The sequence below is a fragment of the Streptomyces sp. NPDC047081 genome (genome assembly GCF_040643775.1).
GTDB lineage: Bacteria > Actinomycetota > Actinomycetes > Streptomycetales > Streptomycetaceae > Streptomyces.
In genome coordinates, this window is record NZ_JBEYUY010000001.1 from 557,011 (window position 1) to 578,902 (window position 21,892).

The window sequence follows — 21,892 nt, forward strand, 5'->3', positions numbered from 1 at the left end:
GCCGGGCGTCCTCAAGCCACCCCACACGCCGCCCACTCCCCCGTCACTCCCCGGACGCCGACCCCGTCAGCGCCGTAAGGCTGCTCCGTACGTAATCCATCTGGGCCTGCACGTCGTCCCATCGCTCCCCGTGCTCCCGAAGCACCCGCTCCGTCTCCCGAGCGATCCCCTCCTCCCGGATCCGCGCCCCCGCGACAATCTCCCCGGCCCGCACCCGGGCCTCCTCCAGGCATCTCCGGCCGGACTCCTCCGCCTCCACGAACGACCGCTTGGCCTCGGACAGCGCGGCCTCGGCAAGAGCCACCCGCTCGGCCTCCCGCGCCTCAACCGCCGCGACCCGTTCGGCCTCCTCCCGCTCCACCTCGGCCCACCGATCGGCGAACTCCTTGGCCTGCTCGGCAAGCATCGCGGAGGTCCGCTGCCGCACCTCCCGCAGCGCCGCGAGGGCCTCCCCGCGCCCCTCCTTGACCTCCCGCCGAGCCCCGACGCGGATCTCGTCGGCCTCGGCCTGCGCGGCGAGCAGGCGCTGCCGGGCGCGTTCCTCGGCCTCGGCGCGCACTTCGTCGGCGTGCGCCTGTGCCGCGCTTCGCACGCCGTCCGCGCGCGCCTGCGCCGCGTCCACAAGTCGCTGCGCCTCCTGCCGCGCGCCCTCCCGCACGGCCGTCGCCTCCTCCTGGACCAGCGCGAAGAGATGGCTCGCACGCCCCCCGAGCGTCTCGTACGACTGCGGCGCGAGCCGTGCCACCGTCTCGCGCAACCGCGCGGCCTCCTCCTCCATCTCCCGGGCGAGCACGGTGAGACGCGCGGCCCGCTCCCACGCGGCGTCCCGGTCACGGGAGAGCGCGGCGGCGAAAGCGTCGACCTGTTCGGGACGGTAACCGCGCCCCCGTACGGTCCCGAAGCCGTGGGGCGAGACCACTGCGCCGCTCATCCTGGAACCCCTCTCCGCCGAACGAACACGAAATGATGATTTCGCGCCACATGTTGACGTATAGGGCGTAAGTGTTCATAACGCGACACTCCGCGCGGGAGTCACGGTCAGTGCGGAGGAGGGGAGGAGGGGAGAGGAGGAGGGGACGTCTGGCGGGCGTCGTGGCGGTTCAGGGTGATCGCCGAGGTGCTCATGGAAGGGGCCGGGCCCGGTCGCGATGACCGGGCCCGGCCCGAAGTGCTGTGCGCGAGGTGTCAGCAGGGAGTCAGCGCGGTGCTACAGCAGCCCGTCCCACATCTGCTCCAGCAGTACCGACCACCAGCTCTCCGGCGAGCCGAGCGCCGCCGGGTCGAGGGAGGCCAGTTGGGCCTGGAAGTCGACGGTCCAGCGGCCCGCCTGCTCCTGGTTCAGGCCGAACCGGAGCCGCCACATCCGGCCGAGCAGCGCGAGGCACCGCTGGAACTCCGGCAGCCCCGTGTTCACGAACTGCGGCGGTACGGACACCCCGCCGGGCCCGGCCTCCACCGGCACGGCGACGATGTTCGCCGTGCCGTACTGCACGCAGATCGCCTTGCCGAAGTCGCTGCCCATGACGAGGTACGAGCCCGCGTCGGAGGACGGCTGGACGCCACGCTCCTGCGCGAGTTCGGCGAGCGTCGGCACCGGCCGCCCCGGCTGGGCCTGCGCCCAGAAGAACGGCCCCATGTCCAACGGAAGTCCGGCCACGACCAGCGACTGCGCCACGACCGGCGGAACGCCCTGCCGGGACACGGCAGCCTGCTCGAACCGGAAGATCCCCGGCCCGAAGGCACCGGCCATCTCCTGCGCGACCGCCTCCGGCGGAATCGGCGGCGCGGCCTGCACCGGCGGCAACGGCGCGCGCACCGGCGCGGGTCGCGCCGGGCCGTCCGCAACCTGGTGCAACTCGCCCTGGTGTACGAGCAGTTGCTGCATGCCCTGCTGCCGGCTCGCGTGGTCCGTGCCGTACGGCGCGATGCTCGTGATCCGCGCCTGCGGCCACTGCTCGCGGATCATCCGGGCGCAGTAGGCACCCGGCAGTTCGCAGGACTCCAACTCGGTGTGCAGCTCCAGGACCTGGTCCGGCGGCACGTTCATGCCACGCAGCTCATGGAAGATCTGCCACTCCGGATGCGGCGTCCCCGGCGCGGAACGCCGGATCAGCTGCTGCTCCGACCCGTCCTGCGCCCGATACCGAAGCACGGCCTGATAACCGGGACCCACGGTCGGCTGCCCCTGCGGCTGCGGCGGATATCCGTAGGCCGGCTGCTGCGTGGGGCCAGGGGGCGGGGGCATCGCGCCGGGAGCGGACGGCATCGGCGACTGCGGGGCGCCCGGCGGCATACCGGGGGCACCCGGGGCGCCGAGTGCGCCGGGGGCTGGATGCGGCTGGGGCGTGCCGGGCGGACCCATCGGAGGCGCGCCGGGACCGCTCACCGGGGGCGCGGACAGCACGGTCTCCGCGTGGTGAACGGCACTTTGAGCGCCGCCTGGAGCGCCGGGGGCGCCTGGGGGCTGGGGGGCGCCGGGCGCGTTCAGTGCACCCGGGGCGCTCGGGGGCTGCGGCGCGCCGGGGTCACCGGGCATACCCGGGGCGCCCGGTGCATGAGAGGCGCCGGGCGTGCCCAGTGCACCGGGGGCGCCCGGAGGTTGCGGCGCGCCGGGCGCGCCCGGCATACCCGGGGCGCTCGGAATGCCGGGTGCGCCGGGGAAACCGGGTGCGCCAGGGGCGCCAGGTGGCTGGGGTGCGCCAGGCGTGCCGGGCACACCCGGGGCGCCCGGGATGCCGGGGGCGCCGGGCGCGTTCGGCATGCCAGGGGCACTCGGGATACTTTGCGCGCCGGGCGCGCCCGGAACACCCGGGGGGCCCGGAGGCTGCGGCGCGCCCCCACCCGGGCCCGTCCGGCCGGGGTCGGCGAACATCGTGGCGGCTTGGTGGACGCCCGGAGGCGTGCCGCCGGGGGCGTTCGGCGCGCCGGGCGGGTTGGGGGCGCCCGGCGGGTTCGGTGCGCCGGGTGGCTGCGGCGCGCCCGGGATACCGGGAGCCCCGCCCGCGCCCTCAGGACCATCGGGGCCGAGGGCCGACACCAGTTGCGTCGGTACGTACCCACCCGCACCCGGCCCAGCAGGCGGCGGGGACGGAGGCGTGCCCCCGGGCCGCGCGCCCGGAGCCCCAGGCGCACTCGGCGGAGGCGGAGTCGTCGAACCCCGGCGCGGCGGAGGTCCGGCCTTGCTGGTGGCGGCGTCCGCGATGTCGCCGGCGTTCGGCGCACCCGGCACGCCCGGAGCGGCCGGCGGCTGCGGCGCTCCGCCCGGCCCCTGCGGGTAACCGTAGGAGGGCGGAGGCGGCGGAGGCATACCCGGCCCTGACGTACCGGGCTCCGGCGGACGGGCGTACGGAGGAGGGGGAGGCGGCGGAGGAGGCGTGGCCCCGGCCCCGGGCGCCCCCGGCATCCCCGCACCACCCGCACCCTGCGGATAGCCATACGCCGACCCATCAGGCACCGGCGGCGGAGGCGGCGGCGCGCTGCCCGGCGCACCCGAACCAACAGGCGCCCCCGGCACACCACCCGCGCCCTGCGGATACCCGTACGCCGACACACCGGCCCCCGGCGTAGGCGGCGGCACACTCCCCGGCGCACCCGAACCAAGAGGCGCCCCCGGCGCACTCGGCCCTCCGTGCGCCCCGGGCACACCACCCAGCGCCCCGCCAGCACCGTGCGCCCCCGGCACACCACTCACGCCCTGCGCCCCAGGCCCCCCATGTGCCCCCGACGCCCCGGGCCCACCCGGCTCATCCAACGCCGGCTCCACCGCCGTACGCGGAAGTCGGCTCCCCCCGGGCATCAACTCGGTCTGCGCGTCCGGCGGTGTGTCCTCCGGCTCGTTCAGTGGCGGTGCGAACACCGTCGCCGGGAGCGGTACGGAACGGTCCTCCCCCGCATCGGCGTTGGTGTCGGTCCCGGCCCAAGGCGTCGCCCCGGCAGGCACATCCGCCACCGGACCGCCCGAACCACCGGACCCCACGGACGAGTCAGAGGCACCAGCCCCCGAACCGACGCCTCCTCCCCCAGGCACCCCGGCCTGAGTCTCCGGAAGCGCACCCCGCGAAGCCCCGGCACCGACGCCCCCGGCGCCCGCACCAACACCCCCGTCCTCCCCAGCGCCCCCACCCCGCCGGTCGGAGACCCCCAGCTTGTCCGCCGCCTCCTGCAGCCACTCCGGTGGCGTCAGCAGGAAGGACGTCTGGTTCAGGTCCACCCGGGCCGGTGCCGCCGGCGCCGGGGCCGAGTCGGCAGGGGTGTCCGGGCGGCCGTACTCCTCCTCGTAGCGGCGGATCACCTCGCCCACCGGCAGCGCGGGCCACAGCGTGGCCTCCCCGCTGTCGCGGGCGATCACCAGCCGCTGCGCGCCGCCGTCCGAACGCGGTCCGTCCGCGCGGTCCTCCGCCCAGACCACGAACCCGAGCTCGAACTCCCGTACCCGCACCTCGCGGTGCTGGTACGACGGCACCTCACCGTTGATCCACTCCTCGGCGCGCTCCTGCGCCTGCGCGAAAGTCACCATCGTTCAGTTCACTCCCCCACCGACGACGCCGAAGCCGAAGCCGACGACAGCGCCACCGACCTCGCGAAGCCGCCGTCCACCATCAAGTTCGCCACCGTCTCCAACTCCGGCGGAGAACCCGCGAGTCGGGACAGGAACGCGTCGAAGTCCTCGCCGCACGGCAGCAGCAGGCGTTCGACACGCTCCGCCGGCGCCCACGAAGGGTCGACGTCCCGCGCGTCGTCGTACGCGCAGAACCACACCGAACCGATCCGGTCGCCCTTCACCTTCACCGCGAGCAGGCCGCCCTGGACGAAGCCGACGCCCAGGTAGTCCTTGGTCAGATGGTCGCGCAGGCACTTGTTGACGTAGACGAGGTCGTTGACCGCGGCCTCGTCGCGGACCGTGAAGAAGGGCTGGTCGATCAGCAGGCCCAGTTCGGCGTCGAGGGCCGTGCCCACCGGCGCGCTTCCGCCCGCCGCCTTCAGGAACGTCCGGTAGCCGCCCGGCAGGCGGTAGCCGAGGTCCTCCTCGACGCCCTGCACCTGGCCCTCCGTCACCGCGACCCCGGACTTCGGCAGCCCGAAGTGCGCCGGACGCGTCTCCTGCAACGGCCGTGTGCCCCTCTTGTTCTGGTCGACGGCCGAGGTCGCGATGCCGCCGTGATGCCGCAGCAGCGCCTTCACGTCGACGGGGATCAGTTCGAGCCGGCGCGTGCCCACCACGTGGTGCCAGGTCCAGCCGTGCGGCGTCGCCACCGCCGGCACCGTGTCCCACAGATCGTGACCGGTCGCCGCGAGCGCCGCGTTCGCCGAGACGTAGTCCGTGAGGCGCAGTTCGTCCACGCCGAAGCCCTCCGGCGGCTCCGCGATCTCCGCGGCCGCACGCGCGTAGGGCGAGAAGTCGGGGTAACCGTGCTCGTCCACGCGTACCCCTCTCGGGTGACGCGCCGCCCGGACCGGATCCGGGAAGTGCACGACCTGCCCGGCATAGGCCGCGTTCGGCGGCGCGGCCTTCTGCCCGAGCCGACCTGTCGTCATGGCGGTTGCCCCCTGCGGCACTCTGGTACGACCCGCAACGACCGGCTCCCACCGCCCGCTACGCACCGTATCGACTGTCTCGTCCGTCTCGACTTCCGTCTCGACCGTCACCCAAGCGTGTTGACCACGCGCACCCGCGCGTCCCACCACGCGCCTTCGCGCGCACGACATGCGTCGCCCGCGCGAATCGCGGCAACGACAGCCTATGCGGTACGACGACACCGGTCACCGGCACCGGCCATGACCCCCTCCGCTTCCGTGACCAGCCGTCACCCCCTCGTGACAGCCCGCCCAAACCCGGGCGTGTCGCACCGCCCCAGCTTCCGCACCCGCCACGGGATTTGGCACTCTGTGACCTCCGGGGGATGCTCGGGAGGGGATGACGATCATGAACGCCACGCAGACGGGACCGCACACGGACGCCCGCGACACCGGTATGTCCGGCGACCCGCGCATCGGCTGGAGCAGCACCGAGGCACCGCACGCGCCCGCCCTGCTGCACCGTCGCGACGGCATACTCCCCACCGTCGCCGCCGCCCTCTCCGTCCGCGGCGCCACCCTCACCGGCACGGCCGCCCGCGGCGACCAGCCGCCGCCGCTGCACCCGCTCGTCCAGGACTTCCTCGACACGCTCACCAGCGCCCAGCGCGACCGTTTCACCGGCCGCTGCGCCGAGACGATCCTCATCTCGCGGCACATAGCCGCCGCGGACGACGCCCGCAGCAAGCGCGCCGCCCGCAGGCCCATGACCAACGGCGAGGCCCGCAAGGCCCTCAAGCAGGCCAAGCTCACCGCCCGCCGCATCCGCGAGGACGGCGACCCGCTGCACGGCAGCTTCGCCGCGCCCTGCCGCGCCTGTGCCGCCCTCAGCGCCCACTTCGGCGTACGTGTCGTCGACCCCGCGGCGGCGGACGACTAGCCCCCCACCCCCAGCACCGCAACAAGAACAAGAACAAGGCAACACCCGCTATACGGCCCCGGCGCCGCCCCATGACCTCGACGATCGAAGGGCAGATGCACCCCGACCGCACCTCCACCACCCGCTTCCCCGTGCCCGTCGACGCCGCCCTGCGCGCCGCCGGCTGGCAGCCCGGGCGCTGGGACATAAAACAGGCCGAGTACTGGGCCGACGCGCTGCGCGACCACGCGTCGCCCGCGGGTCACCGGCACGCCGTCTTCCCCGCCGCGGTGGAGGCGTGGGCCGAGTTCGGCGGTCTGCACATCGCGCCCACCGGTCCCGGCCGCCAGGTCGCCCCCGCCGCGGTCCATCTCGACCCGCTGCACGGCCTGCACCTGGCCCGCACCCTCGGCGACCTCGGCCGCGCCCTCGACACCGAGGTCAGCCCGCTCGGCGCCGAGACCGACACCCAGGCCCTCCTGGCCATCGACGCCGAGGGCCGCGTCTACGCCCTGGACCACACCGGCGACTGGTACCTCGGCCCCGACATCGACCAGGCCCTGGCCGGCCTCGTCACGGGCATCGAACCGGTACGCCTGACAGCGGGCTGAGCCGGCAGGGCCGGCAGCGGGCCGAACCGGCACGGCCGCACAGCCACCCGGAGTCACGGCGATACAGGCGCCCGGCGTCACACCCCCTACGCCGCCGGAATCACCGCCGACACCCGGAAACCCCCCGCGTCCGTCGGGCCCGACACGAACACGCCGCCCAGGCCGGTGACACGTTCCTTCATTCCCACCAGGCCGTTGCCGCCGGACGGCAGCCGTGCCGACGAGGCCGAGGCGACCTCCGGCGGCGGCTCGTTCTCCACCTGCATCGCGATCTCCGAGACCCGGTGCGCCACCCGTACATGCGTCTTCGCCCCGGCCGCGTGCTTGTGGACGTTCGTCAGCGCCTCCTGGACGACGCGGTACGCGGTCTGCTCGATCTGCGCGGCGTACACCCGCGTCTCGCCCTCGACGGACAGGTCCACGACCATCCCGGCCGCCGCCGACTGCCCGATCAGCTCGTCCAGTTCGGAGAGGCAGGGCCCCTCACCCTCGTCGGCGGCCCTGGACGCCGCCACGGCAGCGGCGACCCCGACCGCCGCGAGCGGAACCGCGGCCTGCGCGGACCGCCGTACCCCGCCGTCCCCGCTCCTGAGCACCCCGAGCATCTGCCGCAGCTCGGTCAGCGCCTGCCGGCCCATGTCGCCCACGAGCGCGGCGTTCTTCACGGCCTTCTCCGGATCCTTGCGGGCCACCGCCTGCAGGGCGGCCGCGTGCACGACCATCAGGCTCACCCGGTGGGCGACGACGTCGTGCATCTCCCGCGCGATCCGCGTCCGTTCCTCGCCCCGCGCCCACTCGGCGCGCTCCTCCGCGCGCTCGGCGAGCAGCTGCAACTCCCGCTCCAGGCTGTCCGCCCGCTCCCGCAGGCTCTCCATCAGCCGGCGCCGGGCCCCCACGTACAGGCCCAGCAGCAGCGGAGGCGCGGTCATCCCGATGGCGATGGTGATCGCGGCGAACGGCACGAACCAGTCGCCGAGTTTCCAGTCCCCGTGCGCCATGTCCTGCTGCACCCGCACGAACATCACGATCAGCATCCCGACCAGCGACATGCCGGCGAGCGAGCCGATGATCCGGCGGGGCAGCTCCGAGGCGGCGAGGGTGTAGAGGCCGACCATGCCCATGAGGTAGCCCATCTGGGCCGGGGTGATCGCGATCGACACCAGTACGACGGCGATGGGCCACTGCCGGCGCACGAGCAGCGCGGAACCGGCGAGCACGCCGAAGACGATCCCCGCGGCCAGGGGGATCCCCGCGTCGTGCGCGAACCGGATCCCCTCGAACGCACACTCCACGGCGGACGCGACCGCGAGCCCCACGTCCAACGCCGCACTGCGCCACCGCTCCCACCACCACGGCCCTCCCCGGGCCGCGGCGTGGACTTCCCCCGTCGTGGTCATGCCTCCAGCCTACGGGCGTCCGCGCCCCGTTTTCCGGTGAGTTTCCGTGACTGGCCTACACCACACAGCGTGACGGAGCGTAAGCGGAACGCCCCGAAATACCTCGAACTGCTGAATCGCTCACCGTTCGACCCCGGAAGATCGGGTTCCGCCCGGACGGGTATGCCTATGGCGAACACATGCGGCAAGTACGCCGACTTCGAGGGGCTGAGGGAGCGGGCGATCGCGTTGCGGCGGGCGGGGCTCAGCCGACGCCAGATCCGCGACCGGCTCCACGTCGACAACAACGACATCCTCAACCGCCTCTTGGAGGGCGAGCCGCCTCCGGAATGGACGAAGCGCCCGAACGCCAAGGACGACCTGAGAGACAGGGCACGGGAGCTACGGCTCCAGGGCTGGACGTACGACCAGATCCAGGTGGAGCTGGGGTGCTCGAAGAGTTCGATCTCGTTGTGGGTACGGGATCTGCCAACGCCGGAGCGGAAGAAGCGGACGACAGAGGAAGCCTCAGCGATTGCGAGGCGGGGCTGGGAAGCCAAGCTGCAGATCAGAGAGGAGGAGCGCACGCATACCAAGCAGGTAGCCGCAGAGGACATCGGCAAGCTGACCGATCGCGAACTGTTCCTGGTCGGCGTGGGCCTGTACTGGGCCGAGGGCAGCAAGGACAAGTCATACGCCCGCCGCGAGAGGGTCACGTTCGTCAACAGTGACCCTGGCATGATCCGGGTCTTCCTGGCCTGGCTCGACCTGCTAGGCGTCGCACGTGAGCACCTTCGCTATTGCGTCATGATCCACGAGCTGGCAGACATCCCGGGCGCCGAAGGCTACTGGGCCCAGTTCGTCGGCGCCGACAGCTCTGCGTTCAACAAGACGACCCTCAAGAAGCACAACCCCAAGACCACCCGCAAGAACACCGGCGAGACCTACCGAGGTTGCCTGGTGATCAAAGTCCTCAAGAGCGCGGACCTGTACCGCCGCATCGAGGGCTGGTGGTCCGGGATGGTGGTGGCAGCCGAACAGCGAACCCCGTAGGCTGACCCCGGCATTCCCGGGTTGCTCTGTCGGTAGGGGCGACTGGACTTTGAATCCAGGTAAGACGCAGGTTCGACTCCTGCCCCGGGAGCTAGCCGGTTCGGGCCCTGACAGCACTGTCAGGGCCCGCTCTCATGTCCCTCACGAAACGCCCCGGTATCCTGCGGATGTCCCCACCCATCCCAAAAGCCGAAGGGCAACCCCGTGAGCGCCATTCGCCCGGCAGCCGTCGTCGTTCTCGCAGCGGGTGAGGGCACCCGTATGAAGTCGGCCACACCCAAGGTCCTGCACGAGATCTGTGGCCGCAGCCTCGTGGGCCATGTACTGGCCGCCGCCCGTGAGTTGGACCCCGAGAACCTGGTCGTCGTGGTCGGGCACGCGCGGGAGAAGGTCGGCGCGCATCTCGGCGAGATCGACCCCGGCGTACGCACCGCCGTACAGGAGGAGCAGAACGGCACCGGGCACGCCGTCCGGATCGCCCTGGAGCAGCTCGGCGGCAACATCGACGGCACCGTCGTGGTCGTCTGCGGCGACACCCCGCTGCTCACCGGCGCCACCCTCCGGCAGCTCGCCACCACCCACACCGGCGACTCGAACGCCGTGACCGTGCTGACCGCCGAGGTCCCGGACGCCACCGGTTACGGCCGCATCGTGCGCGACGGGGCCACCGGCGCCGTCACCGAGATCGTCGAGCACAAGGACGCGACCGACGCCCAGCGGGCCATCCGCGAGATCAACTCCGGTGTGTTCGCCTTCGACGGGCAGCTGCTCGCCGAGGCGCTGAAGAAGGTGCGGACCGACAACAGCCAGGGCGAGGAGTACCTCACCGATGTGCTGGGGATCCTGCGCGAGGCCGGGCACCGGGTCGGGGCGTCCGTCGCCGGCGACCACCGCGAGATCGCCGGCATCAACAACCGGGTGCAGCTGAGCGAGGCCCGGCGGATCCTCAACGACCGCCTCCTGACCGAGGCGATGCTCGCCGGGGTGACGGTCGTCGACCCCGCGACCACCTGGGTCGACGTCACCGTCACCTTCGAGCAGGACGCCGTCGTCCACCCGGGCACCCAGCTGCACGGCTCGACGCACCTCGCCGAGGGCGCCGAGGTCGGCCCCAACTGCCGCCTCACGGACACCGCGGTGGGCGCGGGCGCGCGCGTGGACAACACGGTGGCCTACAGCTCCGAGGTCGGCGCGGGCGCGAGCGTGGGGCCGTACGCCTATCTGCGTCCCGGGACGCGGCTGGGGACGAAGGGCAAGATCGGTACGTACGTCGAGACCAAGAACGCCTCGATCGGCGAGGGCACCAAGATCCCGCACCTCTCCTACGTCGGTGACGCGACCATCGGCGAGTACACCAACATCGGCGCCGCCAGCGTGTTCGTGAACTACGACGGGCAGGAGAAGCACCACACCACCGTCGGGTCGCACTGCCGTACCGGCTCGGACAATATGTTTGTGGCTCCTGTCACGGTCGGGGACGGCTCGTACACCGCCGCCGGGTCCGTGATCACGAAGGACGTGCCGCCCGGTTCGCTGGCCGTGGCCCGTGGTCAGCAGCGGAATATCGAGGGTTGGGTCGCCCGCAAGCGTCCGGGAAGCGCCGCCGCGAAGGCTGCGGAGGCGGCATCCCGGCAGGTCGAGAGCGAAGACTGACCGGAAACGGGCGCGCCGGACTCGGCGTACCGTGATAAGTGCACACCCAGTTGAGACACCTCTGAGGAGACAGCTGTGACCGGGATCAAGACGACCGGCGAGAAGAAGATGATGTTCTTCTCCGGCCGCGCCCACCCCGAGCTTGCCGAGGAGGTCGCCCAGCAGCTGGGGGTCGGGGTCGTCCCGACGAAGGCCTTCGACTTCGCGAACGGCGAGATCTACGTCCGCTACCAGGAGTCGGCGCGCGGTGCGGACTGCTTCGTGATCCAGAGCCACACGGCTCCGATCAATCAGTGGATCATGGAGCAGCTCATCATGATCGACGCCCTGAAGAGGGCTTCGGCGCGCTCCATCACCGTCATCGTGCCGTTCTACGGCTATGCCCGTCAGGACAAGAAGCACCGCGGGCGCGAGCCCATCTCGGCGCGGCTGATCGCGGACCTGATGAAGACGGCGGGCGCGGACCGGCTGCTGACCGTGGATCTGCACACGGACCAGATCCAGGGCTTCTTCGACGGCCCGGTGGACCACCTGTTCGCGCTGCCGCTGCTCGCGGACTACGTGGGGCAGAAGGTCGACCGGAACAAGCTGACCGTCGTGTCGCCGGACGCCGGTCGCGTCCGGGTGGCCGACCGCTGGTGCGACCGGCTCGGCGCGCCCCTGGCGATCGTGCACAAGCGGCGCGACAAGGACGTGGCGAACCAGGTCACCGTGCACGAGGTCGTGGGTGAGGTCGAGGGCCGCGTGTGCGTGCTCGTCGACGACATGATCGACACTGGCGGCACGATCTGCGCCGCGGCGGACGCGCTGTTCGCGCACGGCGCGGAGGACGTCATCGTGACGGCGACGCACGGCGTGCTGTCCGGCCCGGCGGCCGACCGTCTGAAGAACTCCAAGGTGAGCGAGTTCGTCCTGACGAACACGCTGCCGACGCCGAGCGAGCTGGCCCTCGACAAGATCACGGTCCTGTCGATCGCGCCGACGATCGCGAGCGCGGTCCGCGAGGTCTTCGAGGACGGCTCGGTGACGAGCCTGTTCGACGAGCAGTAAAGATCCTTTTGGGTACGGCCTCCCCCTCCGAGTAGACTGCTCCAGTTGCTCGGCGAGGGAGGCCACGCCTCCGTTATCGACGCGCTCTTCGTAGCAGGCCGTTCGTGGCCGGGTGACCACGTCCGTTCTGTTACTACGAGGAGTGATCATGTCCGAGGTCAAGATCTCCGCCCAGACCCGTACCGAGTTCGGCAAGGGCGCCGCCCGCCGCATCCGCCGTGACTCCAAGGTCCCCGGTGTGCTGTACGGCCACGGTGCCGACCCGCTGCACCTGACCCTTCCGGGCCACGACCTGCTGCTCGCCCTGCGTACGCCGAACGTCCTGATCTCCCTGGACATCGACGGCAAGTCCAGCGAGCTGGCGATCCCGAAGGCCGTCCAGCGTGACGCCATCAAGGGCTACCTGGAGCACGTCGACCTGCTGCTGGTCAAGCGCGGCGAGAAGGTCACGGTCGAGGTCCCGGTGCACACCGAGGGCGAGCTGGCCCCGGGCGGCTACCTGCTGGAGCACGTCCTGAACGCGCTGCCGGTCGAGGCCGAGGCCACCCACATCCCCGAGGCCGTCACGGTCTCCATCGAGGGCCTGGAGGCCGGCGCCTCCGTTCTCGCCAAGGACATCACCCTCCCGAACGGCACCACGCTGGCCGTCGAGGAGGACGCGGTCGTCCTGCAGGTCCTGGCCGCGCAGGCCGAGGAGGCCGTCGAGGGCGAGGAGGCCGCGGCCGAAGAGGTCGCCGAGGCCTGAGCCTGACGCTCACTTTTCTGTCAGCCGCTGTTCCCGTACGGGGCAGCGGCTGGCGTGTATCGAGGAGACATGGACGTGACCACCCCCGCCAATGCCCCCTGGCTGATCGTCGGCCTCGGCAACCCCGGTCCCGAGTACGCCATGAACCGGCACAACGTCGGGTTCATGGTGGCCGATCTGCTGGCCGAGCGGATCGGGGGGAGGTTCAAGCGGGCCGGCAAGGCCCAGGCGCAGGTCGTGGAGGGCCGGATCGGGCCGCCGGGGCCGCTGAACCGGCGGGTGATCCTGGCCAAGCCGATGTCGTACATGAACCTGTCCGGCGGGCCGGTGAACGCGCTCAAGGACTTCTACAAGGTCCCGGTCTCCAACATCGTGGCCGTGCACGACGAGTTGGACATCGACTACGGCGTCCTGCGTCTCAAGCTCGGCGGCGGCGACAACGGGCACAACGGGCTGAAGTCGATGACGAAGGCGTTCTCGGCGGAGTACCACCGGGTGCGGTTCGGCATCGGGCGCCCGCCCGGCCGGATGCAGGTCGCCGACTTCGTGCTGAAGGACTTCTCCTCGGCGGAGCGCAAGGAGCTGGACTACTTCGTGGACCGGGCGGCGGACGCGGTGGAGTGCCTGGTGATCGAGGGGCTGGAGCGCGCGCAAAGCACGTACAACTCCTGACTTGTCCCCCATCCGAGTTGACCGATCGTGCGGGCATGGCCAATGATCCCGGCCATGCCCGCAGCCACCGCCTCCCGTCAGGCCCCTCGACAGGCCTCCGCCGCCGCGCTGCGGTTCGGGCGGCTCGCGGCGATGGGTACCGTCGCGGCGCTGATCCTGATCGCCGGGGTGTGGGCCTCGTGGCGGACCGCGCCGTACGTGATGCTCACCAAGGGGCGGGAGACCGGCACGATCGAGGTGACGCGGTGCGGGGCGGACACCTGCACGGGTCCCTACACGCCGGTCTCGCAGGGGTCGACGGCCCGGGAGCGGGTCGTCATCGACAGGACCGTCGCGGTGAAGAAGGGGCGGACCTACACCGTGGTCGTCATGCCCGGCAGCGACGAGGTGGTCCGCTCGGGGCCGGCCGGCATCCTGTACTCCTGGGTCCCGATGGGCGGCGCGCTGCTGCTGGCGTCGGTGGTCGTGGCCGGCGGGCTGCGCCGGACGCGGGCCGCGTGGGTCATGGCCGGGACCGGGATCGCGCTGCTCACGGCAGCTTTCGTGACGATCTGACGGCTTTCCCCGTTCTCCCGTATGTGGAGAGTCTGTGTGTTGCCTGTTCGTGATTGACCCTGGGTCAGTCACGGCTGGAAGCTGAGCCGCCCCCTCCACATCTTCCCGTCCGTAACTCGAAGATGGACTTGCCCCATGCGTACCCTCACCCGCGCCGGCGCCCTGTCCGCCGTCGCCGCGGCCACGCTGTTCGCCGCCCCGGTCGCCGCCCACGCCACCGCTCCCGGTGACAACGGGACCGTGAAGATCCACGACGCCAAGACGGGCGAAGAGCTCAGGCGCAACGAGCCGCACGTCTGCACCTTCTACCTGGACGCCTTCGGCTTCGACGGCGGCCAGCAGGTCGGCTGGCACATCGAGGCCTGGGCCCCGACCGCCCACACCAAGGGCGAGACCGTGAAGTCCGGCGACATCGTCCTGGACGCCCAGGGCCACGGCCGCACGGAGGACCTGTCGCTGCCCGACGGCCACTACAAGCTGTTCTGGAACTTCGCCGGCGAGAAGGGCGCCGCCAAGCACAAGGTGTTCTGGACCGACTGCGCGCCGGACGACTCGAAGGGCGGCGGCGGTACGACGTCCACCTCGACGCCGTCCGCGTCGGTCTCCGCGTCCGCCTCGCCCGAGTCGTCCGCGAGTCCGGCCGCCGGCGCGGCCGCCTCCGCCTCCCCCTCCGCGCAGGGCGGCGACTCCGGGGACCTCGCCGAGACCGGCAACGGCGCCCCCGTCGGCCTGCTCGCCGGCCTCTCTGCGGCGCTGGTCGCGGCGGGCGGCTACCTCCTGGCCAGGCGGCGCCGGGTCTGACGTAGAAGAAGAGACGGAAGTGCCCCCGAGCCGGTACGAGGCTCGGGGGCACTCCCAATTGCACAGTCGTCAGCCGGTGTTGCGCAGGCCCGCCGCCACGCCGTTGACCGTGAGGAGCAGGGCGCGGGACAGCAGCGGGTCGGGCTCCTCGCCGGCGGCCACCGCGTCGCGCTGGCGCTTGAGGAGGGTCACCTGGAGGTAGGAGATCGGGTCCAGGTAGGCGTCGCGGATGCTGAAGGTCTGCTTCAACACCGGGGCGGCGTCGAGGAGTTCGGCCTCGCCGGTGACCCGGAGCACCTCGCGCACGGTCAGTTCGTGCTCGGCGCGGATGGTGTCGAAGACGTGCTTCAGCTCGTCCGGGACGAGGGTGTCGACGTAGTGGGCGGCGATCCGCAGGTCCGTCTTGGCGAGGGTCATCTCGACGTTGGAGATGAAGTTGCGGAAGAAGTGCCACTGTTCGTGCATCTCGTCGAGCACGGTGTCCAGGCCCGCCTCGCGCAGCGCCTTCAGACCGGAGCCGACGCCGAACCAACCCGGGACGATCTGCCGGGACTGGGTCCAGCCGAACACCCACGGGATGGCGCGCAGTCCGTCGAGCGAGACGCCCGAGCCGGGGCGGCGGGAGGGCCGCGAGCCGAGGTGCAGGTCAGCGAGCTGGTCCACCGGCGTCGACGCGAGGAAGTACGTCGGCAGGTCCGGGTCCTCGACGAGCCTGCGGTAGGCGGCGTGCGCGGCGTCCGACACGACGTCCATCGCGGCGTCCCAGCGGGCCAGCGCCTCGTCGGACTGGCGCGGGGCGGTGTGCAGGGCGGAGGCCTGGAGCGTGGCGGCGACGGTCAGTTCGAGGTTCTCGCGGGCCAGCGACGGCACGAGGTACTTGTCGGAGATGACCTCGCCCTGCTCGGTCACCTTGATCTCGCCCTCCAGGGTGCCCCAGGGCTGGGCGAGGATCGCGTCGTGCGAGGGACCCCCACCGCGGCCGACGGTGCCGCCGCGGCCGTGGAAGAGGCGCAGGCGTACGCCGTACCGGTGGGCCACGTCACGCAAGCGGCGCTGCGCCCGGTGGATCTCCCACTGCGAGGTGGTGATGCCGCCGAACTTGGAGGAGTCGGAGTAGCCGAGCATGACCTCCTGGACGTCGCCCCGGAGCGCGACCAGGCGCCGGTAGGACGGGTCGGCGAGCATGTCCTCCAGGATGGTGTCGGCGGCCTTGAGCTCGTCCGTGGTCTCCAGGAGCGGCACGATGCCGATCTTCGCCCAGCCGGCGTGCAGGTCGATCAGGCCCGCCTCGCGGGCGAGCACGGCCGCGGCGAAGACGTCGTCGGCGCCCTGGCACATCGAGATGATGTACGACTCGATGACCTCGGGCCCGAAGACCTCCAGGGCCTTCTTGACCGTCTCGAACACGCCGAGGGTCTTGGCGCCGGCCGCGTCCACGGGCGCCGGGGTCGGGGCCAGCGGACGGCGGGACCGCAGCTCCTTCGCGAGCAGCCGCGACCGGTACTCGCGAGGCATGTCGGCGTACCGCCAGGACTCCTCGCCGAGCCGGTCGAAGAGCTGGCCGAGCGCGTGGTGGTGGGCGTCCGCGTGCTCCCGTACGTCCATGGTGGCGAGCTGGAGGCCGAAGGCGGCGAGCGTGCGGATCGTACGGTCCAGGCGGCCGTCGGCGAAGAGGCCGCCGCGGTGCTCGCGCAGGGAGGACTGGATGAGGGTGAGGTCGGCCAGCAGTTCGGAGGTGCCGAGGTAGTCGTGGCCCTCCTGGTGCGGGATGCCCCGGGCCAGGCGCTGCTTGGTGTTCTCCAGCTTCTGCCGGATGCAGGTGGCCTTGAGGCGGTAGGGCTCCTCGGCGTTGAGGCGCTTGTAGCGGGGGCTGATCTCCGGGAGGCGCTCCAGGTCGGCCTGGAGGGAGTCGAGGAGCTCCTGGGTGGCGCCCGTGTAGCGGATGGAGTTGGAGAGGAAGCCGCGCAGCTCGTCGACCATCTCCAGGGCGTCGTTGATGCCGTGCTCGTGCTGGAGGATCAGGACGTCCCAGGTGACCTGGGGGGTGACGTTCGGGTTGCCGTCGCGGTCGCCGCCGATCCAGGTGCCGAAGGTCAGCGGACGGGTGTCGTCCGGGAGCTTCACGCCGACCCGCTCCAGCTCGGCCGTGAGGTCCTCCAGGACGTCGCCGACCGCGCCCGCGTGCAGCTCGTCCAGGTAGTAGATGGCGTTGCGGGCCTCGTCGGCGGGCTCCGGACGTACGACACGCAGCTCGTCCGTCTGCCAGACGAGGTCGATGTTCTCGGCCAGACGGGTGTCGTAGCGGCGCCGGTCGGACTCGATGACCGGGGTCTCCAGAAGCGCCGCGATGCGCCGGAGCTTGTTGAGGACCGAGCGGCGCGCGGCCTCGGTGGGGTGCGCGGTGAACACCGGCCGGACGTTCAGGTTGGCGACGGTCTGGCGCAGGTGCTCGGGGTCGGCGTCCTTGAGGCGGTCGGCCGTGCGGGCCAGCAGGCCGCCCTCGGCGGCACGCCGGGCGCGCAGCTCGCGGCCGCGGTGCACCTGCTCGGTCACGTTGGCCAGGTGGAAGTAGGTCGAGAAGGCGCGCACCAGCTTGGCGGCGGTCTCCAGTTCGGTGCCGCGCAGCAGCTCGGCGGCGGCCTCGCCGTCCTCGCGGGTCAGGCGGCGGACCTTCTCGACGAGTTCCAGCAGCTCGGGACCCTCCTGCCGGACGAGGGCCTCGCCCAGGAGGTCACCCAGCCGGCGGATGTCGGCGCGTAGCTCGGGGCTGGTGGTCGCCCGGGACACGGTCTGGTCGTCGGCACTGCTCACAGGTGCGGCTCCTTGCAGTGTTGAAGCTCGTCCGGCAGGGGAACCCGGCTGGCCGGGGCCGCGCGGCGGGTGCCGCATACGGCCCTGACTTCCGGGAAGGAATCAGAGCGGACCGCGCTGTCCGACCGACTCCAAGGATAGGTGTCCATGCGGACGCGCAGACTCTCGGGCTCTTGCCGCCGGGCGGCGCACTGCCATACTTACGACGCCGTAGGTTACGGAACCGTAGGGATCGTTGTAACGGAACCCGGGCACGGTCCCTCTAGCCGACCCGGCACTGCCTCAACCCTCGACCCCACAGGGGACGCCCCATGACCACAAGTTCCGATGTGATCGATGACGCCCCGAAGGCGAACAACGACACCCCTGTCCCTTCGGGAACTCTCGGCGGCGACAAGAAGGGGTCGATCGAGCAGATCGCTCTTCTCCTCTTCATCGTCGTCCCCTTCCTGGCCCTGATCGCCGCGGTGCCGCTGGCCTGGGGCTGGGGAGTGAGCTGGCTGGACCTCGGCCTGCTGGTGTTCTTCTACTACCTCGGCTGCCACGGCGTGACGATCGGTTACCACCGCTACTTCACCCACGGTTCCTTCAAGGCGAAGCGGCCGCTGCGGATCGCGCTGGCGATCGCCGGTTCGATGGCGGTGGAGGGTCCGCTGGTGCGCTGGGTCGCCGACCACCGCAAGCACCACAAGTTCTCCGACGCCGAGGGCGACCCGCACTCCCCGTGGCGCTTCGGCGAGACGCTGCCTGCGCTGATGAAGGGCCTGTGGTGGGCGCACATCGGCTGGATGTTCGACGAGGAGCAGACGCCGCAGGACAAGTACGCCCCGGACCTGATCAAGGACCCGGCGATCCGGACGATCTCCCGGCAGTTCATCTACTGGACGATGCTGTCCCTCGCGCTGCCCCCGCTGATCGGCGGTCTGGCGACGATGTCCTGGTGGGGCGCGTTCACCGGGTTCTTCTGGGGGTCGCTCGTTCGGGTGGCCTTGCTGCACCACGTGACCTGGTCGATCAACTCGATCTGCCACGCGGTCGGCAAGCGGCCGTTCAAGTCGCGCGACCGTTCGGGCAACGTGTGGTGGCTGGCCGTGCTGTCCTGCGGCGAGTCCTGGCACAACCTGCACCACGCCGACCCGACCTCCGCGCGGCACGGTGTGGAGCGCCGGCAGGTGGACTCCTCGGCGCGGATCATTCGCTGGTGCGAGCAGCTCGGCTGGGCCTACGACGTGCGCTGGCCGTCACGCTCCCGTATCGATTCACGCCGTAACACCGGCCAAGAGGGCTCTCGGCGCCGGAAGGAGACGGCCGAGGCGGCATGATTGACGCCGTGGCGACCGATCCGAGCAGCACCCCGAGTCCAGAGAAGCCGCGGCGAGCGCGTCGCACCCGGATGACGGGCGCCGAGCGCCGGGCCCAGCTGCTGGAGATCGGTCGCACCCTCTTCGCCGCGAAGGGCTTCGAGGCCACGTCGGTCGAGGAGATCGCGGCGAAGGCCGGGGTCTCCAAGCCGGTGGTGTACGAGCACTTCGGCGGCAAGGAGGGCCTGTACGCGGTGGTGGTGGACCGCGAGATGCGGCGCCTGCTGGACATGGTGACCAGCTCGCTGACCGCCGGTCATCCCCGTGAGCTCTGCGAGCAGGCGGCCTTCGCCCTCCTGGACTACATCGAGGAGTACACGGACGGCTTCCGCATCCTGGTCCGTGACTCCCCCATCCCCCAGTCGACGGGGTCCTTCGCGTCGCTGATCTCGGACATCGCGACCCAGGTGGAGGACATCCTGGGCCGCGAGTTCAAGAGCCGCGGCTTCGACCCCAAGCTGGCGCCCCTCTACGCCCAGGCCCTGGTCGGCATGGTCGCGCTGACCGGCCAGTGGTGGCTGGACGTGCGGCGCCCGAAGAAGGCGGAGGTCGCCGCCCATCTGGTGAACCTGGCCTGGCACGGCCTGGACGGCCTGGAGGCGAAGCCGCACCTGATAGGGCGCCGCAAGAGCTGAGCTGCCTGTCAGTACTTGTCAGTGCTTGAAGGCGTCCTTGGCCTTCTCCTTGGCCTGGCGGGCGTCGCCCTTCGACTGCCGCAGCCGCCCCTTGGCCTCCATGCTCTCGTTGCCGACGGCGCGGCCGATGGTCTCCTCGGCCTTGCCCTTGGCCTGTTCCTTCTTGCCCTTGGCCTTCTGTTCGCCTGCCATCGCGGATCACTCCCAGTGACACGGGACTCGCCTTACGCCACGGCGGGTAACCCTCACGAGGTCGGACAAACCGGTTCCAGGAACTCCAGCCGGTTGCCCACCGGATCCTCGGAGTAGAAGCGCCGGTGACCGGGCAGCCCGTGGTCCCAGACGACCGGGGCGCCACCCGCCGCGAGCCGTTCCGCATACGCCTCGATGTCCTTGACCAGCAGCCCCGGATGCGCCTTCTTGGCAGGCCTGAAGTCGGCCTCGATCCCCAGGTGCAGCTGCACCGCCCCTGCCCGGAACCAGCACCCGCCCCGCGCCGCGAGCACCGGCGGCTTCGGGATCTCCTCCATGCCCAGGACGTCGGCGTAGTACGCGCGCAGAAGGTCCTCGCACCCCACCGGTGCCGCCAGCTGCACATGGTCGACGGCCGTCAGCATCAGGCCTCCTTGCGGGCCACGGCGAAGATACGGCGGAACGGGAACGGGGTGCCGTGCGCGGTCGCCGGATAGGCCTCCCGCAGCGCCGCACGGTACTCGGCGACGAACTCCTCCCGGGCCGCCGGATCATCGGCGAGGGCGGTGAGGACCGGCCGCAGCCCCGTCCCCTTCACCCAGTCGAGGACCGGGTCCTCCCCGCCCAGGAGATGGACGTACGTGGTCTCCCAGACGTCCGCCTCGCAGCCGAGCGCGGTCAGCTTCTCCAGGTAGGTCTCCGGCGCGAGCACCGCGTCGTCGTGCCGGAGGGTCTCGGCGAGGCGGTCCTTCCAGCGGGCGGAGTGGGCGAGTTCGCGCATCAGCTGGTGGCTGGGGGCGGAGAAGTTGCCGGGCACCTGGAAGGCGAAGGTCCCGCCGGGGACGAGCCCGGCGATCCAGTCGGCGAAGCGCTCCGCGTGCCCCGGCACCCACTGCAGCGTGGCATTGGACACGATCAGGTCGTACGGCCGCGGGGGCGCCCAGGTGCGGACGTCGGCGTGGGAGAAGTCGAGGCGTCCGCCGCCCGGCGTCGGCCCCTCGTGCTCCACCAGCGCCTGGTCGAGCATCTCGGGCGAGTTGTCGTACCCGGTGATGTGCGCGGTGGGCCAGCGGTCGGCGAGCAGCACCGTGACGTTGCCGGGGCCGCAGCCCAGGTCGGCGACGGCGGGCTGCGCCGAGGGCAGGTCGGGGACGCGGGCGAGCAGGTCGACGAAGGGGCGGGCGCGGTGGCCGGCGTGGCGGAGGTACTGGGCCGGGTCCCAGGTGGGCGTCTTCATACCATCCACCTTCCCGGGAAATTTATCTCGATGTCAAGAGACTCGACTTCAAGAGACTTCACATCGACACAACCACTACACTGATCGCCATGGAGGACGAGGTCGATCGGCTGGTCGCAGCATGGCGCCGGGAGCGCCCGGACCTCGACGTGGAACCGCTCGAGGTGCTCAGCCGGGTGAGCAGACTGGCCCGGCACCTGGACCGGGCGCGCCGGCTGGCCTTCGCCGAGCACAGCCTGGAGCCCTGGGAGTTCGACGTGCTGACCGCGCTCAGGCGCGCCGGGACGCCGTATCAGCTCTCGCCCGGACAGCTGCTGACGCAGACCCTGGTCACCTCGGGCACGATGACGAACCGCATCGACCGGCTGGCCAAGAAGGGCCTGGTGGAGCGGCTGCCCGACCCCAGCGACCGGCGCGGGGTGCTGGTGCGCCTGACCGAAGAGGGCCAGGACCGCGCGGACCAGGCCCTGGCCGGACTGCTCGACCAGGAGCGCGCGATCCTGGCCGAGCTCTCCCGGGCCCAGCGAGGCGAACTCGCGGGCCTCCTGCGCCAGCTGACCGCCCCGTTCGACAACATCCCCGGCTAGGCGCTCCGCTGGGAGAGCCGTTTGGGTAGTGCCGCGCCAGGTCGTTGTTCGACTGCGGCGCCGTTGTGGCTGGTCGCGCAGTTCCCCGCGCCCCTCAGGCGTTGCCGCCCAGCGGTGTTG

General features: G+C 71.6%; 20 protein-coding genes and 1 tRNA gene. 13 read left to right on the plus strand and 8 right to left on the minus strand.

Annotation, left to right across the window (positions count from 1 at the left end; translation table 11 throughout):
- Window positions 1-43: 43 nt before the first annotated feature.
- The 3 genes from ABZ848_RS02535 to ABZ848_RS02545 all read right to left on the minus strand — a co-directional run bounded on the left by ABZ848_RS02535 (window position 44) and on the right by ABZ848_RS02545 (window position 5,535).
- Window positions 44-931 (minus strand): cellulose-binding protein, encoded by an 888-nt coding sequence (locus ABZ848_RS02535; RefSeq protein WP_360823980.1) that lies wholly within the window; start codon window positions 929-931, stop codon window positions 44-46.
- 276 nt (window positions 932-1,207) lie between these two features.
- A complete protein-coding gene (locus ABZ848_RS02540; RefSeq protein WP_360823983.1) occupies window positions 1,208-4,516 on the minus strand; it encodes an SUKH-4 family immunity protein in 3,309 nt (1,102 codons plus the stop codon).
- Between the two features lie 8 nt (window positions 4,517-4,524).
- Window positions 4,525-5,535, minus strand: a complete 1,011-nt coding sequence (locus tag ABZ848_RS02545) for an SMI1/KNR4 family protein (RefSeq protein WP_360823986.1) — start codon at window positions 5,533-5,535, stop codon at window positions 4,525-4,527.
- A gap of 379 nt (window positions 5,536-5,914) precedes the next feature.
- Here ABZ848_RS02545 and ABZ848_RS02550 point away from each other — a divergent pair, with 379 nt between their 5' ends.
- Both ABZ848_RS02550 and ABZ848_RS02555 read left to right on the plus strand, forming a co-directional pair.
- Window positions 5,915-6,454, plus strand: coding sequence for a YwqJ-related putative deaminase (locus tag ABZ848_RS02550; protein WP_360823989.1), 540 nt, complete (start codon window positions 5,915-5,917; stop codon window positions 6,452-6,454).
- A 95-nt stretch (window positions 6,455-6,549) separates the two neighbouring features.
- Window positions 6,550-7,044 carry an SUKH-3 domain-containing protein gene (locus ABZ848_RS02555; protein WP_360824336.1) on the plus strand — a complete coding sequence of 165 codons (495 nt, stop codon included), beginning with the start codon at window positions 6,550-6,552 and terminating at the stop codon, window positions 7,042-7,044.
- An 86-nt stretch (window positions 7,045-7,130) separates the two neighbouring features.
- Here ABZ848_RS02555 and ABZ848_RS02560 read toward each other — a convergent pair whose 3' ends face one another.
- Window positions 7,131-8,441: a histidine kinase gene (locus ABZ848_RS02560; RefSeq protein ID WP_360823992.1), complete on the minus strand. Its 1,311-nt coding sequence runs from the start codon at window positions 8,439-8,441 to the stop codon at window positions 7,131-7,133.
- A gap of 168 nt (window positions 8,442-8,609) precedes the next feature.
- Here ABZ848_RS02560 and ABZ848_RS02565 point away from each other — a divergent pair, with 168 nt between their 5' ends.
- The 8 genes from ABZ848_RS02565 to ABZ848_RS02600 all read left to right on the plus strand — a co-directional run bounded on the left by ABZ848_RS02565 (window position 8,610) and on the right by ABZ848_RS02600 (window position 14,949).
- Window positions 8,610-9,473, plus strand: a complete 864-nt coding sequence (locus ABZ848_RS02565; RefSeq protein ID WP_360824339.1) for a hypothetical protein — start codon at window positions 8,610-8,612, stop codon at window positions 9,471-9,473.
- 14 nt (window positions 9,474-9,487) lie between these two features.
- Window positions 9,488-9,564 (plus strand) — tRNA-Gln (locus ABZ848_RS02570).
- Between the two features lie 113 nt (window positions 9,565-9,677).
- Window positions 9,678-11,126: a bifunctional UDP-N-acetylglucosamine diphosphorylase/glucosamine-1-phosphate N-acetyltransferase GlmU gene (glmU, locus tag ABZ848_RS02575; protein ID WP_360823995.1), complete on the plus strand. Its 1,449-nt coding sequence runs from the start codon at window positions 9,678-9,680 to the stop codon at window positions 11,124-11,126.
- Between the two features lie 75 nt (window positions 11,127-11,201).
- Window positions 11,202-12,176, plus strand: a complete 975-nt coding sequence (locus tag ABZ848_RS02580; protein WP_360823998.1) for a ribose-phosphate diphosphokinase — start codon at window positions 11,202-11,204, stop codon at window positions 12,174-12,176.
- 148 nt (window positions 12,177-12,324) lie between these two features.
- Window positions 12,325-12,921 carry a 50S ribosomal protein L25/general stress protein Ctc gene (locus ABZ848_RS02585; RefSeq protein ID WP_360824001.1) on the plus strand — a complete coding sequence of 199 codons (597 nt, stop codon included), beginning with the start codon at window positions 12,325-12,327 and terminating at the stop codon, window positions 12,919-12,921.
- A 69-nt stretch (window positions 12,922-12,990) separates the two neighbouring features.
- A complete protein-coding gene (gene pth / locus ABZ848_RS02590; RefSeq protein ID WP_360824004.1) occupies window positions 12,991-13,593 on the plus strand; it encodes an aminoacyl-tRNA hydrolase in 603 nt (200 codons plus the stop codon).
- Between the two features lie 42 nt (window positions 13,594-13,635).
- A complete protein-coding gene (locus ABZ848_RS02595) occupies window positions 13,636-14,148 on the plus strand; it encodes a hypothetical protein (RefSeq protein ID WP_360824342.1) in 513 nt (170 codons plus the stop codon).
- Between the two features lie 135 nt (window positions 14,149-14,283).
- The gene (locus ABZ848_RS02600; RefSeq protein ID WP_360824007.1) at window positions 14,284-14,949 is read left to right on the plus strand and encodes an LPXTG cell wall anchor domain-containing protein; all 666 of its coding nucleotides are present in this window, start codon (window positions 14,284-14,286) and stop codon (window positions 14,947-14,949) included.
- A gap of 69 nt (window positions 14,950-15,018) precedes the next feature.
- On the opposite strand, the gene ppc is transcribed toward ABZ848_RS02600, so the two are convergent.
- Window positions 15,019-17,760, minus strand: coding sequence for a phosphoenolpyruvate carboxylase (ppc, locus tag ABZ848_RS02605; protein WP_360824010.1), 2,742 nt, complete (start codon window positions 17,758-17,760; stop codon window positions 15,019-15,021).
- A gap of 311 nt (window positions 17,761-18,071) precedes the next feature.
- Between ppc and ABZ848_RS02610 the strand changes: the two genes are divergently transcribed.
- A complete protein-coding gene (locus tag ABZ848_RS02610) occupies window positions 18,072-19,082 on the plus strand; it encodes a fatty acid desaturase (RefSeq protein ID WP_360824013.1) in 1,011 nt (336 codons plus the stop codon).
- Window positions 19,079-19,756 carry a TetR/AcrR family transcriptional regulator gene (locus tag ABZ848_RS02615; RefSeq protein ID WP_242765699.1) on the plus strand — a complete coding sequence of 226 codons (678 nt, stop codon included), beginning with the start codon at window positions 19,079-19,081 and terminating at the stop codon, window positions 19,754-19,756. The genes ABZ848_RS02610 and ABZ848_RS02615 overlap by 4 nt, the downstream gene beginning before the upstream one ends.
- Before the next feature lie 18 nt (window positions 19,757-19,774).
- Here ABZ848_RS02615 and ABZ848_RS02620 read toward each other — a convergent pair whose 3' ends face one another.
- Genes ABZ848_RS02620 through ABZ848_RS02630 form a run of 3 tightly spaced genes read right to left on the minus strand, consistent with a single transcriptional unit; the run spans window position 19,775 to window position 21,185 of the window.
- Entirely contained in the window at window positions 19,775-19,948 is a 174-nt protein-coding gene (locus ABZ848_RS02620) for a CsbD family protein (RefSeq protein ID WP_242765698.1), read from the minus strand.
- Between the two features lie 53 nt (window positions 19,949-20,001).
- Window positions 20,002-20,373, minus strand: coding sequence for a VOC family protein (locus ABZ848_RS02625; protein ID WP_360824018.1), 372 nt, complete (start codon window positions 20,371-20,373; stop codon window positions 20,002-20,004).
- Window positions 20,373-21,185: a trans-aconitate 2-methyltransferase gene (locus tag ABZ848_RS02630; protein ID WP_360824021.1), complete on the minus strand. Its 813-nt coding sequence runs from the start codon at window positions 21,183-21,185 to the stop codon at window positions 20,373-20,375. The genes ABZ848_RS02625 and ABZ848_RS02630 overlap by 1 nt, the downstream gene beginning before the upstream one ends.
- Window positions 21,186-21,274: 89 nt before the next feature.
- Here ABZ848_RS02630 and tamR point away from each other — a divergent pair, with 89 nt between their 5' ends.
- Window positions 21,275-21,772, plus strand: a complete 498-nt coding sequence (gene tamR, locus ABZ848_RS02635; RefSeq protein WP_266515829.1) for a MarR family transcriptional regulator TamR — start codon at window positions 21,275-21,277, stop codon at window positions 21,770-21,772.
- The last annotated feature ends 120 nt before the right edge of the window (window positions 21,773-21,892 follow it).

Excerpts from the sequence above, each read along its gene's own strand:
- ABZ848_RS02540 (WP_360823983.1), bottom strand. The coding sequence starts at position 4,516 with ATGGTGACTTTCGCGCAGGCGCAGGAGCGCGCCGAGGAGTGGATCAAC.
- ABZ848_RS02600 (WP_360824007.1), top strand. The coding sequence starts at position 14,284 with ATGCGTACCCTCACCCGCGCCGGCGCCCTGTCCGCCGTCGCCGCGGCC.
- ABZ848_RS02610 (WP_360824013.1), top strand. The coding sequence starts at position 18,072 with ATGACCACAAGTTCCGATGTGATCGATGACGCCCCGAAGGCGAACAAC.
- ABZ848_RS02625 (WP_360824018.1), bottom strand. The coding sequence starts at position 20,373 with ATGCTGACGGCCGTCGACCATGTGCAGCTGGCGGCACCGGTGGGGTGC.
- ABZ848_RS02615 (WP_242765699.1), top strand. The coding sequence starts at position 19,079 with ATGATTGACGCCGTGGCGACCGATCCGAGCAGCACCCCGAGTCCAGAG.
- ABZ848_RS02565 (WP_360824339.1), top strand. The coding sequence starts at position 8,610 with ATGGCGAACACATGCGGCAAGTACGCCGACTTCGAGGGGCTGAGGGAG.
- ABZ848_RS02555 (WP_360824336.1), top strand. The coding sequence starts at position 6,550 with ATGCACCCCGACCGCACCTCCACCACCCGCTTCCCCGTGCCCGTCGAC.
- ABZ848_RS02560 (WP_360823992.1), bottom strand. The coding sequence starts at position 8,441 with ATGACCACGACGGGGGAAGTCCACGCCGCGGCCCGGGGAGGGCCGTGG.
- ABZ848_RS02620 (WP_242765698.1), bottom strand. The coding sequence starts at position 19,948 with ATGGCAGGCGAACAGAAGGCCAAGGGCAAGAAGGAACAGGCCAAGGGC.
- ABZ848_RS02535 (WP_360823980.1), bottom strand. The coding sequence starts at position 931 with ATGAGCGGCGCAGTGGTCTCGCCCCACGGCTTCGGGACCGTACGGGGG.
- ABZ848_RS02585 (WP_360824001.1), top strand. The coding sequence starts at position 12,325 with ATGTCCGAGGTCAAGATCTCCGCCCAGACCCGTACCGAGTTCGGCAAG.
- ABZ848_RS02550 (WP_360823989.1), top strand. The coding sequence starts at position 5,915 with ATGACGATCATGAACGCCACGCAGACGGGACCGCACACGGACGCCCGC.
- ABZ848_RS02545 (WP_360823986.1), bottom strand. The coding sequence starts at position 5,535 with ATGACGACAGGTCGGCTCGGGCAGAAGGCCGCGCCGCCGAACGCGGCC.
- pth (WP_360824004.1), top strand. The coding sequence starts at position 12,991 with ATGGACGTGACCACCCCCGCCAATGCCCCCTGGCTGATCGTCGGCCTC.
- ABZ848_RS02630 (WP_360824021.1), bottom strand. The coding sequence starts at position 21,185 with ATGAAGACGCCCACCTGGGACCCGGCCCAGTACCTCCGCCACGCCGGC.
- tamR (WP_266515829.1), top strand. The coding sequence starts at position 21,275 with ATGGAGGACGAGGTCGATCGGCTGGTCGCAGCATGGCGCCGGGAGCGC.
- ABZ848_RS02595 (WP_360824342.1), top strand. The coding sequence starts at position 13,636 with ATGATCCCGGCCATGCCCGCAGCCACCGCCTCCCGTCAGGCCCCTCGA.